Source organism: Cytobacillus sp. FSL R5-0569 (assembly GCF_038007265.1).
Lineage (GTDB): Bacteria > Bacillota > Bacilli > Bacillales > Cytobacillaceae > Cytobacillus > Cytobacillus kochii.
The window spans coordinates 344,136-359,115 of the sequence record NZ_JBBOWW010000001.1; the positions used below are offsets into that span (position 1 = coordinate 344,136).

Here is a 14,980-nt window from a genome sequence, read left to right on the forward strand (position 1 = left end):
AAAAAGGTCGTCATCTTTGTTTATGGCGGCCTTTTTCAATAAAATGGACTTATTTTGTAGGTTGATAAATCAGTAAAGAGCTTATATCAGCAAATGTGAGACTAAGTCGAAGCTAAACTCCAATTTATTCGCAGAAAAGGATATTTTTAAAATAACAACTTAATTTTCTCACTAGTATTTTATTCTACTAGATGTTAAAACGGTCGATTGAACGTTCAATCAGTATTGTTCAATTTTTCCTTGTTTATATCGATAGCCAAACATAGAAGATGCTTGTAGGTGAAACTTCAGCAGTTGCTTGCTCATCGGATCCGATGCTTCCTTAGGCATCTTATCGTTAAATCCAACAACTGTCACTGCACCGAGTAATTGATTCTGGTAGTCTAGCAAAGGGACGGAAGCCGAAGAAATCGATGGAATTAAAGGTTCGGTAGCGAAGGAGATTTTCGATTGTTGAATCATTTGCCATTCTGCGTTATCGATCGCTTCCCCGTCTCCTAGCCAATCTTTTGTCAGTACTGGGTTTAAGAAACTTAAGAAAATCTTCCCTGCGGCAGATGTTGGTGGTAAGCTTCCGCCTAGTTGTGTACCAATATGAAGTGGTTCATTCGAATGACAAATCTTTGTCGTAATAGGTCCGTTGTTTGTCCATAATGAAAACGAAACGGTGCAGGAAGTAAGCGAAGAAAGTTCCTGCATATACGGAGTGATTGCATCGGCAATATCACGACTACCAAAGGCGGCTGTACCATATTGAATCAATTTGCTTCCAAGATAATACAGGTTTGTCCCTTTTTCACGATAGAGCATGTTCAATTGCGTAAGTGTATTTAAATATTTATATAAATTACTTTTCGTAATACCGGTTTCTTCTTGAATGGTTGAGAATTTCATTGGGGTATCTTTTTGATAGATTAATTCGATGATAGAAATGCCTATTTGCAAGGATTGTATCATCGTACTACTTTTTTGTATTTCCATGTATGTAACTCCTCAATATGCTAGTCATGTTGAATCCTAATTTATCAGAAACTACATCAAACAACAACCTTCCTTTAGAAGGTTGGTAGGATATCCCTATAAATTCAGTATATATAAGAATAGTAAGTGAGTTGGCGATTATTAACTTGGTCAATGAAGGTGCTCAACTCACGAAAAATAGGGAGCGGTCAAATATATTAATTTAACCTTTTCCATTTTTTTAGCTCTTTTTGAACATAGGATAATGATTGTAGTTTTTCTTTTAGTTCAGCTACAGAGAGACGATAAGTATTATTGGAGTGATATTCTTCTACAGAGTTTGTATCAGTTTCTATTCTGGTATCTCGAGGAATGCGATAGAAGCCTTCAAGATCAATAGCTTTCGCTGCTTCTTCTTTTGTTAGTAAAACTTCATAGAGCTTTTCTCCCGGCCGTGTGCCAATTAATTCTAAAGGAAGGCTAACGTGAAAAAGTTCTTTAATCGCTTGTGCTAAATCTGTAATATAGGCAGCAGGCGATTTTTGTACCATAATATCCCCATTACAAGCATTCTCAAAAGCGTACAATACGAGTTCGACAGCCTCATCTAAACTCATCATAAAACGGGTCATTAAAGGATGCGTAACAGTTAGCGGCTTTCCTTCCTTTACTTGTTCTATGAGTAGCGGAATGATGGACCCCCTTGATGCCATGACATTTCCGTATCTTGTGCCACATATAATGGTACCACGAGCGTTAGCTTGTCTCGATTTAGCGATAAATGTCTTTTCCATTAAAGCTTTAGACATTCCCATTGCATTAATTGGATAGGCTGCTTTGTCCGTTGATAGGCAGACAATTTTCTTTACCCCTGCTTGTATGCCTGCACTTAATACATGATCGGTGCCAAGAATATTCGTTTTCACCGCCTCTAGCGGATGTGACTCACATGAGGGTACTTGTTTTAAGGCTGCTGCATGAAAAATGTAATCAACCCCGTCCACAGCTGGTAATAAAGTACTCATATCCCGAACATCGCCGAGGATATAAGAGATTCTTCCATCTGCATACTGTTTTTGCATGTCATCTTGTTTTTTTTCATCACGAGAAAAGATGCGTATTTCTTTTATTTCACTATGCAAAAAACGTTCTAACACCACATGCCCAAACGAGCCGGTTCCACCTGTAATTAATAGCGTTTTATTTTTAAACATAAGTATGGAACGCACCTTTCTGTCATTTCCCACAATGGGCTTACTTTAATCCAAAATAGTATAAATAATATTCGGAATTTATTCGTGGATAGTTATACCAGTAAGCGATAATTCCTGTTATGTGCACTGAAGGGTTTTGTTCTAAGAGCGCTTGATGAAAATCACAGTCCCCCGCCATATCCGGTCTTTCAGAAAATCTCGCTTCTCCCACACAGCTTCTCTTAATGATCCTAAATTGCCCACACCATTCACGATAATTTTCTTCCGTTGCTTGAAAGAGCTGGCCATCCTTTGTCACCATGCTGTAATAATAAATGTCGTACTCACCATCTATTTTAGCGAGTACTTCACGAATGGTTGGTAAATAAATATCATCGCTATCAATAATGGCAATATAATCTCCAGTTGCGGCTTCGATACAACGATTATACGAATAGCTAGCGCCACGATTTTCCCCATTTTCTAAGATTTTTAGTTGAGGGTACTGTTGTTGATATTCTTTTAACATCAATAATGTTTGATCGGTTGATCCGTCATCACAAACAATGATTTCATCGGCATATTCTTTAGGAATGCTATCAAGCATCGAGCGAACCCATTGTTCACTATTATAAACCGGGGATAAAAAGCTGAATCTCATGACTTTTCCTCACTTTATTATGCATGATTTTGGGGCAGGTGTTATATCGTTTAGTGTATGCGCCTAATTAAAAGTGGTGAATTTAGGACATAAAAAGAAATTATTTACAATAAATTTCTTTTAGTGTAATATTACACTCAAGAGGGGTGAGGGAATGTTTATGGTGAGTTTACCGTTATGGTTTTGGCTATTGTATTATCTCTTTTTGTTTATTTCATTTATGATGGCGTTAAGAATGTTATGGAGGAAACAAATTAGAAAAACAGCATTATTTGTCATCTTTTTTGTTCTAACAATCCCTTTTATTTCTATATTCAATGCTATTGGTCGCGGTGAAGAAATGAATGAAGGGGAGTTTTTCCTTCATGAGCTTTCTGATGGTGCACTATGGGCGTTGTATAGTGTTTTCGGTTATCTTGTTTTATTGTGGTTTTGGTGGAAGGCTATAATATTGTCTATAAAAAGAAGGGGATGAACACTGACATGAAGATGTTTTTTCGAGTTTTATTTCCCTCTATATGTATTTTTATATTTACGTGGATATGTTCATTTTTTCCGTTTAGCAAAATCTTATTATTAGGGATTTATGTCCTTTTTCCGCTAGCTTTTATTATCCAAGGTATTATTTGCGCGCGCTTAATAAAGCAGATGATCATAGGCTTTATCTGTTCATCCGCTGCGATAATAATTCCAGTTTCGTATTGGTTTGAGGTAGGTAGTATGGTGAATGCTGTTATATTATATACCGTATTAGGACTCATTTCGTTCTTCTTATATGGACGGAAGGTGAAAAGTGCTTAGCCTATTTAAGCTAAGTCATATTTGCTCTGATTTTCTCTGGAATCATAACGACTTCGGTAATTAAATTAACTGGTTTGTAGGTTTCATCTATACAATCTTGCCAATATTGGAGATGTTTTTTATCTACCCAGTGGGTGGATTCAGTCACTTCAATCCCATCCCTACCTTGTACAGAATACCAGTAAAGATATTCATCTTCGTTTTGTACTTCGCGAAAAATCGTTTCAATATACATTTTTTCTTCTTCAAGTGTGAGGAGTACTTCTTTCATATGATGATTAAGGAATTGTAACCATTCGTCTACAGCTTTTGTTTTTCCTTTTTTAACCTTAAAACGTGTGAGTTCAACGTTCATACAATCTCTCCTTTTATTAGAATGTTTATGTAATATTTTAACATAAAAAGGAATAAAGATAGCTTTAATCGAATAGTATGAGAGGTTTAAAGGAGAAAGTAGAGGTGTTTAAATGGAATGCAGGTTAAGTAACGGTGAAGTGTATGATTATCTGAAAAAGGATGGGGGAGAGAAGGTTCTACTTCTCGTTCATGGCAATTATGCCTCAGCGAATCATTGGGACGTATTTTTGGAGAAAATACCTTCAAAGTATACGGTCTATGCCCCGGATTTAAGAGGTTATGGCCGATCTACTTACAATCAGCCAATAGAGGATTTTAAGACATTCGCTTATGATTTGAAATTATTTTGTGATCATTTTTCTTTAAATAAAATAACAATCATTGGTTGGTCAAATGGAGGTGGTATTGCGTTGCAATTTGCAGCAATGTATCCAAACCTTGTTGAAAAAATGGTTTTGCTCGCCTCCATGCCAGCCGGTGGATATCCAGCCTATGATGAAAACAATAAGCGCTATCAAACAAGAGAAGCAATAGAAAAAGATCCAATGTTAAATAGGTTAGTAGAAGCACAGAAGATGAAAGAGTTTGCTTTTTTTACCGAAGCGATAGAACAGTTGATGTTTGTTAAAGGCAGGCAGGCATTAGGAGAACGGTTTGAAGGATATATAGAAGCAGCAATACAACAAAGGAATATGATGGATGTTGCACATGCAGCTAATGTGTTTAATATAACTGATATTGATAATGATGCAGCTGAGGGAACAGGAGAAATAAACAATATTCAAGCAGAGACTTTTCTTTTGTGGGGAAATAAGGATGTCTTAACTACAAGGGAAATGACGACTACATTACTAGAGGATTTAAAGAGAGCTGGCGTTAATGTCATTTTTAGAGAATTAGATGCAGGCCATGCGTTCGTTATAGAAGAAGTTGATGAAGTGATAAGGGAATTAGAAAACTTTTTCCAAAGATAAGTAGGCAAAAGAAAAGAGCCAAAATATATGGCTCTTTTCTTTACATCCTCGTTAATTAGCAACTTTTATCGTTTCATTCTCTTTTACCACAGTAGCTTCAGGCTTATAGGCCCGTTTAATTGGGACGAGAGCTAAGGCAATGGCAGCAATCAACCCTGGAATTGCAAATGCGATAAAGTTCATATGAATAGGGAGAGCGGCCGTTAATAAGAATCCGCCGAGAAGTGGCCCGAGCATGCCTCCAAATCTCCCTATTCCTGAAGCCATTCCTAATGCTGTGGATCGAATATTAGGAGGATAATATTGAGAGACATAGGCTTGTACAAGGTTTTGGGCACCGATTGTACTAGCACCAGCTATAGCAACGAGTAAATAAATGAATAATTCACTGCCACCAAATCCAAGTAATGTTAAGCTCACTGCACCAAGTGCATATAAGGGCACGAGCATTTTCTTTGAACCGTATTTATCACAGAGCCAGCCAATAATGAGTGTCCCAACAATGGCTCCACCTTGTAGCGTAATAAGGAACGCTAGGCTGGAATTTAAGGCATAACCCGCTTCAATCATTAAGTTCGGTAACCAAGTATTTAGGCCGTAAACCATTAATAAGCACATGAAAAACGCAATCCAGAACATGACGGTACTTAGACCGCGATTGTTTTTGAATAGTCCGACAACAGGAACTTTGTTTTCCTCTTGGACTTGTAGGAAGAACTCTGTTTTTTCATCCATCTTTTGTGCAGGGTTTACTTTACGTAGCACAGATAATAGTTCTTGTTTCTTATTTTTCTTAATTAAATGGGCTGAAGATTCAGGTAAAAATTTATATATGACAGGCAACAGTAATAATGGTAGACCTGCAAACCAGAAAATTGATTCCCAACCGAGTGTAGGCATAACGAAGATTCCTAGAATCGGTGCAAGCATCCCACCAAAAGAGTATCCACATAATACAATGGAAACAGCCATACTTTTCATTTTCGTTGGCGCGTAATCTGTCAATAAGGCAATAACGTTAGGCATAATTCCACCTAAACCTAAACCGGCAATAAATCGATAAATAGAGAAGGTTGTAGGTGAAGAGGCAAATCCACAAAGGAACGTAAATAAGCTAAAAAGAATCAGTGAAAGTGCAATCACATTTTTTCTTCCCATTTTATCAGCAAGAATACCAAAAAAGATGGCACCAAACATCATCCCTAATAATCCATAACTACTCATGGCTCCAGCTTGGACCGAACTTAACCCCCATTCTTCAATTAAAACTGGTACGGCGGTACCATAAACAACTAAATCATAGCCATCAAAGAGAATAATAAGGAAGCTCCAGGCAAGTAAGCCGAAATGAAACCGATTAAACTTACTATTATTAATCACTTCCGCTGCGTTTATTTTGTTCATTTGTTTCCCCCATCAATTAGAGATTGCAATCGCTTACACATATATGAAAAGAGAGAAGAAAGGATTAAGCCTTTCTTCTCCAGATGAAACCATTAATGACGACTTTGTGGAGAACGGTTTAAGCTTCAACTAGTTTTGCATTTTTATTATAGCCATGGAATTGATCGACAAATTCAAAGTCATTTGATTGTCTTTTTCCTAGGATAATGTTTCTAAGTAAAATACCTTCGTTTGTTGTATTGTGAATAATTTCACCCCATGTACGTGCAGAACCTTGGACATAGGCTGTTCTCGGTTGTCTTTCTTTTTGGAACGCTGTAAATGCTGCAGGGATATCTTCACCATGTGCACTGAGCATATCTGACATGTATGCAGCATCTTCAAGTGCTTGACAAGCACCTTGAGCAAGATATTGTAGCATTGGGTGAGCAGCATCACCAGTGAGCGTAATGTGACCTTGCGTCCAGTTTTCGATTGGTAAGCGATCGAACATTGGCCAACGTTTTTGACGTGAGATAAATGAAATCGCATTTTGCACTAATTCACATGACCCAGCGAACACAGCGTCCATTTCTTCCGGAGTGCCCCAATCTTCAGTCTTTTCAATTTCGGGACGGTAGTTTTTACTTTTGAATACAACGACTTGGTTATAAAGTTCACCACGACGAACTGGATATTGTACTAAGTGAAGGTCTGGTCCAATCCACATATATACGTCATCCATATCCCCAATAGAGGTCTTCACTTCTTCAATCGGGATTGCCCCACGGTAAGCAACATATCCGGAACAAATAGGTTGGTCATCAGAGAACATTTTACGAACATTAGACCATAGACCATCTGCACCAATTACTGCGATTCCCTTATGAACATCACCGTTTTCTGCTTTAACTGTTACACCTTGATCGTTTTCTTCTGTTGTCGTAATTTTTTGGTTTGTTGCTAGTTCAATATATGGGTTTTCCTGACAAGCTTCAAGAAGCACACGATGTAGATCAGAGCGGTGTAATACAATATAAGGAGCACCGTATCTCTCTCTGTAAACCTCTCCTAAATCAAGTGCTGATAATTCTTTACCAGAGAATGCATCCATAAGTACAAGACGTTTAGGGAATACAGCGATATCATTGATTTTATCCATTACGCCTAATCGTTGCAAAACATTTGTCGCATTTGCTGCAAGTTGGATACCAGCTCCAACTTCACCGAATTCAGGTGCTTGTTCAAGCACTTTTACATATTGGTTATTTTCTGCGACGCCTAATGCAGTAGCTAAACCGCCGATTCCTCCACCGATTACAATAAATGGATTCTGTGCTGTGTTTGTCATTATGTTTATCCTCCTTTTGTTTTACAAAAATAAATATTCTGTTTTATAAGCGTTTTCATTTACTGTTATATTTCGAATCTTTTAAGAACAACCGAGGAACTGTGCCCGGTTGTTCTTGTGCAATTAACGGAAAGCTTTAAATTCGCCTATGATTTTTTGTTCTCCGTTGTTTTCTTCAAGGTTTTGAGATTTTTCTAAGTCAAATCGCTCCATAATTGGAAGGTCATTTACTGAGAAAAGGTAGCTATCTTCAGCAGGTACATGTTCGTGCCATGCCCAGTTTGGAATACAGAAGTAATCTCCTTTTTTCCAATCGAATCGTTCACCGTTTATTACTGTATAACCAGAACCTTGATGTACTTGGTAAATGGTAGAATGTGTGTGACGATGTGCCTTTGTACGGAAGCCTTTTGGTAATAATTGCATCCAAGCTCCCATTGTTGGATTAGCTGTTTGTCCGTTTGATGGATTGATATATTCAACAGCGTAGCCATCATATGGATCTGGCTCAAATCTAGTTAATCCTTTAATCGCATCTTCTGTACGTTTCCACTTGTAATTTGCGAGTGGTGCCACGCTTGAATAGCGGTCATTAATTGGTCTTACCATTCCGCCACTGTATCTTTGTTCAGAGAAGTTATCTGGGCGAGTTGGCGTTTCAATCTTATTAGGAAATGGTTCAAAGAATGTTCCACCGATTGAATAGATGGTAGGTATATCAAGTGCATCCATCCAAATCATTGGTTTATCGCCTACATGGCCATGTCCATGCCAGAGGTTCTTCGGTGTAATAAGGAAGTCGCCTTCTTGCATGAAGATACGTTCACCTTCAACAATTGTGTAAGCTCCTTCTCCATCAGTAATAAAACGCAGAGCACTTTGAGAGTGACGGTGTGAAGGTGCTACTTCACCAGGAAGTAGCAACTGCACAGCAGCATACAATGTTTGAGTAGTTGAAGCCCATCCCCATGGTTGTCTATAAGTCAACCCGGGGTTTTGAAAGTAAATCGCGCGTCTTTCTCCACCACGGTCAGGTGTGAAGATTTCAGCAGCTTCGGATAATTTTTTCTTTAAAAGCTCATCTGACCATAAATATGGCACAGCATGTGGTTTTGGTGTATGGTTCATCAGTGCTGGGATGGCTTCCCATAATGGACCGAGATGATATTCTTGGATTTCTTTCGTAAAGTCCTTTACGTCTTGATCCTCCATATATGCATGTTTTTCAGCCATAATATTTCGCCACCTTAATATTATTTTGCTAGCTTAGACAAGTTACGTTGAATTTGGTTGTAATGACCAGCGGCATGTTCATCGATAAAGTGATCGGCAATAAAGAATACAGATTTATTACCGAATTTTGCAAAGTTACGATGAGGTGATTCCTGAGCCAATGTGTCAGCAGATAAAACAGATAATTTTGTTTGAACATCTTGTTTTATTTGCGATAATTTTTTCAATTCGTCTTCAACTGATTGGTGTTCAGTATTTTCGACTGCTGCAAGGCGAGCAGGGTCTTGTAAGCCTCGTCCCCATTGGGAACCCGGGGCTTTTACAACTGTATCTATTTCACCTAGCCAATAAGGTAGGGCCTCGTTTAAATGAGTAATAACCTGCATAATGGACCATTCTTCTTTTGATGGGTTCCAACGTATGGTTTCTTCAGATAATCCTAAAACGGTTTCAATGATTTGATCTAATGATGTTTGAATAGACTCAATAGATTGCTGAATCGTTTTCGTTTCGCTCATAATTATTTTTCCACCTTTGAAACTTTATTTTCGAGAACGCCGACTTTATCTACTTCAATGCGAACGACATCGCCATCTTTCAAGAATACTTGAGGATCACGAGCAAATCCTACGCCTCCAGGTGTCCCTGTTAATACGATATCACCAGGTTCTAAAGTCATTAAGTTAGATAAGAATTCAACAAGCGTTGGAACATCAAAGACAAAGTTGGCTGTATTCGTTTTTTGTCTTTCTTCCCCATTAACAGTTAAAAGAACGCCTAAACCAGATGGATCTTGTAATTCATCAGAAGTGATTAACCAAGGACCCATTGGTGCACTACCTTCAACTGTTTTACCTTGCAACCATTGAAGTGTGCGACGTTGGATATCGCGGTAAGTGACGTCATTAGCGATTGTATATCCTGCTACATAATTGAGTGCGTCTTCTTTTGCTACGTTTCTAGCTTTTTTACCTACAACAAAAGCAAATTCAGCTTCGTAATCTAATTGTTCAGAAATTGGATAGAATGGAATATCATCTTGTGGTCCAATCACTGTGTTGGCAAATTTAGCAAATACTACTGGGTGAGGCGGTAATTCTCTTCCCATTTCTGCAATATGTTCACGGTAGTTATGACCTACACAAATGATTTTTCCGGGTTTTGTTACAGGTGCTTCGATTTTTACATCTTCAAATGTATGTACAAGTGGATGTTTGAACGATTCACGATTATTTAATGCATAATCAACCATTTCCTTTGCGATGGAAAGGCTTTCATTTCCCCCTTGTAGGAAACCTTCCATTTGTGCAGGAATGTACGCTTCAGCAATTAATTCAGAACGTAGTTTACCTTCTGCTTCAAGGAAAGCTTGGTAAGCAAAGTTTAAGTCTACTACTTCATTTCCTTCTGTAACTGCTCCGATACGTGTGTTGTTATTGTGAGTGAAAGTAACTAATTTCATATTCAAACTCCTTTATGAAAAGTTTTTTTTGTCTAGGAATTGCGTGATCAAAGAGTAAAACGCTTTGTGTGGAAGTGTTAGGCATAAAACCTTTATTACTGAGCGTTTATTAGACTCTTTCTTCATTGGTTGTTTAATATTCCATTAATAGTGAACGATGTTATCTATTAATGATAAATTTATAGTATCCTAATTTTCAGATAAACTCAAGTGAATTTGTTGTGGTTTTTTAAACTTTTTGAAAAATAACTCCTTTCAAAAGGATACAAAACATGGCTGAAATCAGAAAACATAGTGTTTTTCTGATATACTAAAAAAAATATAAAATAGGGGTTTTTTACATGAAAAATCAAAAACAAGCTACGATCCAATCGATCCAAGTTGGTATGAGAATTATTGACCTATTAGTTGCTAGCGGAGAACCATTGAGGTTATCTGATATACAGGAAAAAACAGGAATTACAAAAAGTAATCTTTATAAATACTTGAACACATTTACGGAATTAGACATTCTATACAAGGACAAACATAATGGACAATATCAACTTGGAAGTAAATTAATTGAATATGGGGTGGCAGCTATAGGGCAGGAAGATGTGATTTCACGTGTTCTACCCTATTTGAAGGATTTAAGTCATCAATTAGACAATACATGCCTATTAACTACGTGGACATATAATGGTCCAATTATCTCGAAAATATGGAACCCGGGACATGCCTATAATATTGGTGCACAGCTCGGTTCACTTTTACCACCGCTTTCATCGACTGGGAAAATATTCGAGAGCTTCCTTGATTCAGCAACAACTAAAGATTGGATTAAGGTTATGGGGAAAGAAGGAAAAGGGAATGCGGTAGAAGAAATCAACCGCGTAAGGCAGGAACGGATTGCCTTTGCTAAGGAGCCTTTGATTCCTACTGTATCTTCTGTGTCTATACCAATCTTTAATTACAATCAAGAATTATTAAGTGCGATAACAGTAGTTGGTTTCTCAGAGTCGATTCCAAAAGACCCCTCTGCAGATAAAAGTCAATCTATTATAAAAGTAGGAAAAGAAATCTCTGCACAATTTGGCTATCGAGCGAGGGGCTGAATGATTGAATCCTACTATATATGAGGCGGTTGCATCGAAGGGAAAGTTATTTGCCATAGAGAGATTTAGTTATGGTCCATGTAAAAGAGCAAAACGAAGCTAAAAAGAAGCAAATCGAAGTATGAGCCATGTAAAAGAGAGGAACAAGGCTAACAAAGAATCAAGTCGAATGATGAGCCGGGTAAAAAGGGCAAAACAAAGCTTACATAAATAGCTGGATATGCATCTAGTAGTGGAAGGGTGATTTCACCTTTCATTCAAATGCGTAAGAAAAATTAGAAATTATTGTATCCCCCTTATATCCCAGCTACTTGGTTTAATTTAGACTAAAACTACACACCACCCGACTCCTTAATTGAAAATAGTTTCATGTGATTTTATTGAATATTTAAAAGAGAAGGTCTATAATTTTATATAAATAGTAAAGGTGGTGCTCTAATAGTGAACAGCAAGGATATGTCCAATCATGTATTTTTTGATATATTAGCAGAGAAAATTAAAAGAGATAGTCATGAAGAGTACAATCAATTTGTTAATTATGTAAACGTATTAGCTGAGGATAAAGGGTGGAAGGAATTACAAGAAGAGGTTGTTCATTTACAAGCTTTTCTTTCATATTTAGATGATAAGTTAGCTATCATCGATGATTATGAAGATATTATGAATATGAAAGCAACTTTGCTTGATATGATTGTTAACGATTTAAATGATACGTCTGTTTATCTTTTAGTGGAGGCTCTTATGTATAATAAAGAGCTGAATTATTTGCAATCCTTTGTATCTCCAGTTGAATATTGGGTGTCAGTAATAAAAGCAAAAGAAAGACTTTGTGCTGCATAAAAGATTTATTATAAAAAGCTGTTGACAGCGCCGGATGATAAGGTTATTCTGATTAATAATTAATAACTCTTAAAATTTAAAAAATTCAATTTATCAAGAGAGGTGGAGGGACTGGCCCTTTGAAGCCTCAGCAACCGACCAAAACTAGGTAACGGTGCTAATTCCAAGATAGATAAGTTGAGGATATGGCGATATATCGTGAGCCCCTCTTCTTTAGCAAGAGGGGCTTTATCTATGCCGATTAGACGACTAAAGGCGGCTTTCGATGGAAGAGTACAATCTCTTTTTATTGAAAGTGGTCTTTTTTCTGCTCTTGAAAAAAGGTGTTGGACATAAAAAATTGATGTTTCAAATTCAATTTATGAAAAAACAACCATTGTGCTGGCATACTCAAAAGCTCATCACTGATAGATGGTTCCGAGTCGAGTTTGTTTATTATAAGTGAAATGTGAGAGGAGAATGAAAAATGAATCATCACCAGTTTGATACAATAGCGCTTCATGGGGGGCAAGTGCCAGATCCTGTTACAAAGTCGAGAGCCGTACCAATATACATGACTTCATCCTATGTGTTTGAAGATACCGATCATGCAGCAAGCTTATTTCAGATGCAAGAGCCTGGCTTTATTTATTCAAGGAATGCAAATCCAACCAATGCAGTGTTTGAGGAGAGAATGGCACAGTTAGAAGGTGGCGTAGCCTCATTTGCTGTTTCATCTGGGCAAGCAGCGATTTCCATTGCCCTTTTAACACTTGCAAGAGCAGGCGATGAGATAGTTTCTACACAGGCTCTTTATGGTGGTACCTACCATTTATTTGCAGAAACGTTTAGTAAATTCGGTATCAATGTTCATTTTGTTGATGGGACGGACTTTACATCTTTAGAAGGAAAAATTAATAAAAGGACAAAGGCGATTTTCACAGAGACAATTGGCAACCCGAATATGGAGGTAGCACATTTAGAAAAGTTAAGTGAGATAGCGAAACGTCACGGCCTACCATTAGTAGTAGATAATACATTTACTACGCCATTTTTACTAAAACCACTTGCATTTGGCGCGGATATAGTCGTTCATTCAGCAACTAAATTTATTGGTGGACATGGTACGGCAATCGGTGGGGTGATTGTAGATGGAGGAAGATTCGAATGGAGTAACGAAAGATTTCCTTCCTTTAATGAGAAAAAGCCTGCTATTGGTAATCGCAGCTATGTTGAAATTTCTAGGGAAAAAGCTTTTATTCTTAAAGCAAGATTTGAACTTGGCCATGACTTAGGGGCAACGCTGTCTGCCTTCAATAGCTGGTTATTTATTCAAGGTCTGGAGTCATTAAGTGTCAGAGTAGAAAAGCAAGTCGCTAATGCACAAGTTTTGGCTAAACGGTTAGGAGAGTTACCTCATATTTCTTGGGTGAACTACCCTGGGTTAGAAAGCCATCCACAATATCATCTCGGGAAAAAGTATTTTCCGAGTGGGGCAGGTGCAATCTTTACATTTGGCATCAAAGGGGGAATCAGTACAGCTAAAAGGTTTATCAACTCACTAAAGCTGGTATCACATTTAGCAAATGTTGGTGACGCGAAAACGCTCATTATTCATCCAGCGAGTACAACACATGCTCGTCTTTCACCTGGACAACAAGCGGAGGCGGGTGTGAGTCCCGAAATGATCCGCCTTTCTGTTGGCTTAGAGGATCCTGTAGATGTGATGGCTGATATCACGCAAGCGTTAAAACAATGTACGTAGGTTTATTACGATTTGCATTATAAAGGGTGAAAAGTGTGAAGTTAAACTGCTTATCAAAGAACCATTCTTTATTCCTTTACCATATACTTTGTTGATCGCATGTCTCAGGCGATTCACCTCATACAGTATGAATGACAATATTTTTCTCAAACAGAGCCATTAACACTGATATCTTACCATTACGACGCGCCTGTTTCCTTTCATGAAAAGGGGGATAGAGCCATCGCGTAATTCCCTGTATGAACTAGTTGCCTTTGATATCTAATGGATGAAACCTTTTTATCTTTCCTTCGTATATATTAAAAAGACGAACGGAAAGAGGAGGAATGGGGTATGGATAGACCAGTACTTAAATTGCCTCGTACTAAATGGGAATGGGGATGCGACATACTTGGTCTTATTGTATTCATTGGGTCGATTGTATTCTTAGTTGTTTCTTGGTCAGCTATACCTGAACAAGTACCGGGTCATTACAATGCTTCAGGGGAAGTTGATCGGTGGGGTTCTAAATATGAATTATTTATCTTACCAATTATCGGCGTGTTTCTATGGTTCATGATGGGGATATTTGAACGGTTTCCTCATATTCATAATTACCCTGCACGCATCAATGAATCAAATGCAGCCGCATTTTACTTAACGAGTAGAAAAATGCTAAATGTCATAAAGAATATTTGCCTCGCATTATTCGGCTTTATACTTATACAATCCATTAGAGTAGCATTAGGATGGGCGGACTCTTTAGGCATTTGGTTTCTGCCAGTGTTTTTACTTGCCACGATAGTTCCAATTATATTTACTTTGATTAAGTTTAGTCGAATTCAATAATTGCCAACTTATCCTTTTTGGATAGGTTGGCTTTTTTATGTTATTTGACCAATAAGCACTGAAATAAATTGATAAAAAGATTCCCCTTTTAGGTAAGGT

The 14,980-nt window shown here is 37.6% G+C and carries 15 protein-coding genes and 1 riboswitch; of the genes, 6 read left to right on the forward strand and 9 right to left on the reverse strand.

Features of this window, described 5'->3' with window-relative positions; genetic code table 11:
- Window positions 1-219: 219 nt before the first annotated feature.
- From MKX78_RS01860 to MKX78_RS01870, 3 genes are all read right to left on the reverse strand, one after another.
- Window positions 220-981, reverse strand: a complete 762-nt coding sequence (locus tag MKX78_RS01860) for an IclR family transcriptional regulator (RefSeq protein ID WP_095370926.1) — start codon at window positions 979-981, stop codon at window positions 220-222.
- Window positions 982-1,178: 197 nt separating this feature from the next.
- Window positions 1,179-2,174, reverse strand: coding sequence for a polysaccharide biosynthesis protein (locus tag MKX78_RS01865; protein ID WP_095370925.1), 996 nt, complete (start codon window positions 2,172-2,174; stop codon window positions 1,179-1,181).
- A gap of 40 nt (window positions 2,175-2,214) precedes the next feature.
- A complete protein-coding gene (locus tag MKX78_RS01870; RefSeq protein WP_095370924.1) occupies window positions 2,215-2,814 on the reverse strand; it encodes a glycosyltransferase family 2 protein in 600 nt (199 codons plus the stop codon).
- Window positions 2,815-2,968: 154 nt separating this feature from the next.
- Between MKX78_RS01870 and MKX78_RS01875 the strand changes: the two genes are divergently transcribed.
- Window positions 2,969-3,289, forward strand: a complete 321-nt coding sequence (locus MKX78_RS01875; RefSeq protein ID WP_341049534.1) for a hypothetical protein — start codon at window positions 2,969-2,971, stop codon at window positions 3,287-3,289.
- Window positions 3,290-3,625: 336 nt separating this feature from the next.
- Here the strand turns inward: MKX78_RS01875 and MKX78_RS01880 are convergent, their stop codons facing one another.
- On the reverse strand, window positions 3,626-3,970 hold the full coding sequence (locus MKX78_RS01880; RefSeq protein WP_341049536.1) for a DUF6176 family protein: 345 nt from the start codon (window positions 3,968-3,970) through the stop codon (window positions 3,626-3,628).
- Between the two features lie 112 nt (window positions 3,971-4,082).
- Between MKX78_RS01880 and phaZ the strand changes: the two genes are divergently transcribed.
- Complete coding sequence (gene phaZ / locus MKX78_RS01885) at window positions 4,083-4,946, forward strand: intracellular short-chain-length polyhydroxyalkanoate depolymerase (protein WP_095370920.1); 864 nt, start codon at window positions 4,083-4,085, stop codon at window positions 4,944-4,946.
- 51 nt (window positions 4,947-4,997) lie between these two features.
- Here phaZ and MKX78_RS01890 read toward each other — a convergent pair whose 3' ends face one another.
- From MKX78_RS01890 to MKX78_RS01910, 5 genes are all read right to left on the reverse strand, one after another.
- Window positions 4,998-6,350: an MFS transporter gene (locus MKX78_RS01890; protein ID WP_095370919.1), complete on the reverse strand. Its 1,353-nt coding sequence runs from the start codon at window positions 6,348-6,350 to the stop codon at window positions 4,998-5,000.
- Between the two features lie 118 nt (window positions 6,351-6,468).
- Entirely contained in the window at window positions 6,469-7,680 is a 1,212-nt protein-coding gene (locus tag MKX78_RS01895; RefSeq protein ID WP_307315587.1) for an FAD-dependent monooxygenase, read from the reverse strand.
- Window positions 7,681-7,803: 123 nt separating this feature from the next.
- Window positions 7,804-8,913 (reverse strand): cupin domain-containing protein, encoded by a 1,110-nt coding sequence (locus MKX78_RS01900; protein WP_095370917.1) that lies wholly within the window; start codon window positions 8,911-8,913, stop codon window positions 7,804-7,806.
- A gap of 20 nt (window positions 8,914-8,933) precedes the next feature.
- Window positions 8,934-9,431 (reverse strand): DinB family protein, encoded by a 498-nt coding sequence (locus MKX78_RS01905; protein WP_307315583.1) that lies wholly within the window; start codon window positions 9,429-9,431, stop codon window positions 8,934-8,936.
- Window positions 9,432-9,433: 2 nt separating this feature from the next.
- Window positions 9,434-10,375 (reverse strand): fumarylacetoacetate hydrolase family protein, encoded by a 942-nt coding sequence (locus tag MKX78_RS01910; RefSeq protein ID WP_307315581.1) that lies wholly within the window; start codon window positions 10,373-10,375, stop codon window positions 9,434-9,436.
- A 341-nt stretch (window positions 10,376-10,716) separates the two neighbouring features.
- On the opposite strand from MKX78_RS01910, the gene MKX78_RS01915 reads away from it, so the two are divergent.
- The 4 genes from MKX78_RS01915 to MKX78_RS01930 all read left to right on the forward strand — a co-directional run bounded on the left by MKX78_RS01915 (window position 10,717) and on the right by MKX78_RS01930 (window position 14,881).
- On the forward strand, window positions 10,717-11,469 hold the full coding sequence (locus MKX78_RS01915; RefSeq protein WP_095370914.1) for an IclR family transcriptional regulator: 753 nt from the start codon (window positions 10,717-10,719) through the stop codon (window positions 11,467-11,469).
- A 441-nt stretch (window positions 11,470-11,910) separates the two neighbouring features.
- Complete coding sequence (locus tag MKX78_RS01920) at window positions 11,911-12,309, forward strand: hypothetical protein (RefSeq protein WP_095370913.1); 399 nt, start codon at window positions 11,911-11,913, stop codon at window positions 12,307-12,309.
- A gap of 87 nt (window positions 12,310-12,396) precedes the next feature.
- A riboswitch (SAM riboswitch) is annotated at window positions 12,397-12,488 on the forward strand.
- Between the two features lie 287 nt (window positions 12,489-12,775).
- The gene (locus MKX78_RS01925) at window positions 12,776-14,053 is read left to right on the forward strand and encodes an O-acetylhomoserine aminocarboxypropyltransferase/cysteine synthase family protein (RefSeq protein ID WP_095370911.1); all 1,278 of its coding nucleotides are present in this window, start codon (window positions 12,776-12,778) and stop codon (window positions 14,051-14,053) included.
- A 333-nt stretch (window positions 14,054-14,386) separates the two neighbouring features.
- Complete coding sequence (locus MKX78_RS01930; protein WP_095370910.1) at window positions 14,387-14,881, forward strand: DUF1648 domain-containing protein; 495 nt, start codon at window positions 14,387-14,389, stop codon at window positions 14,879-14,881.
- Window positions 14,882-14,980: the final 99 nt, after the last annotated feature.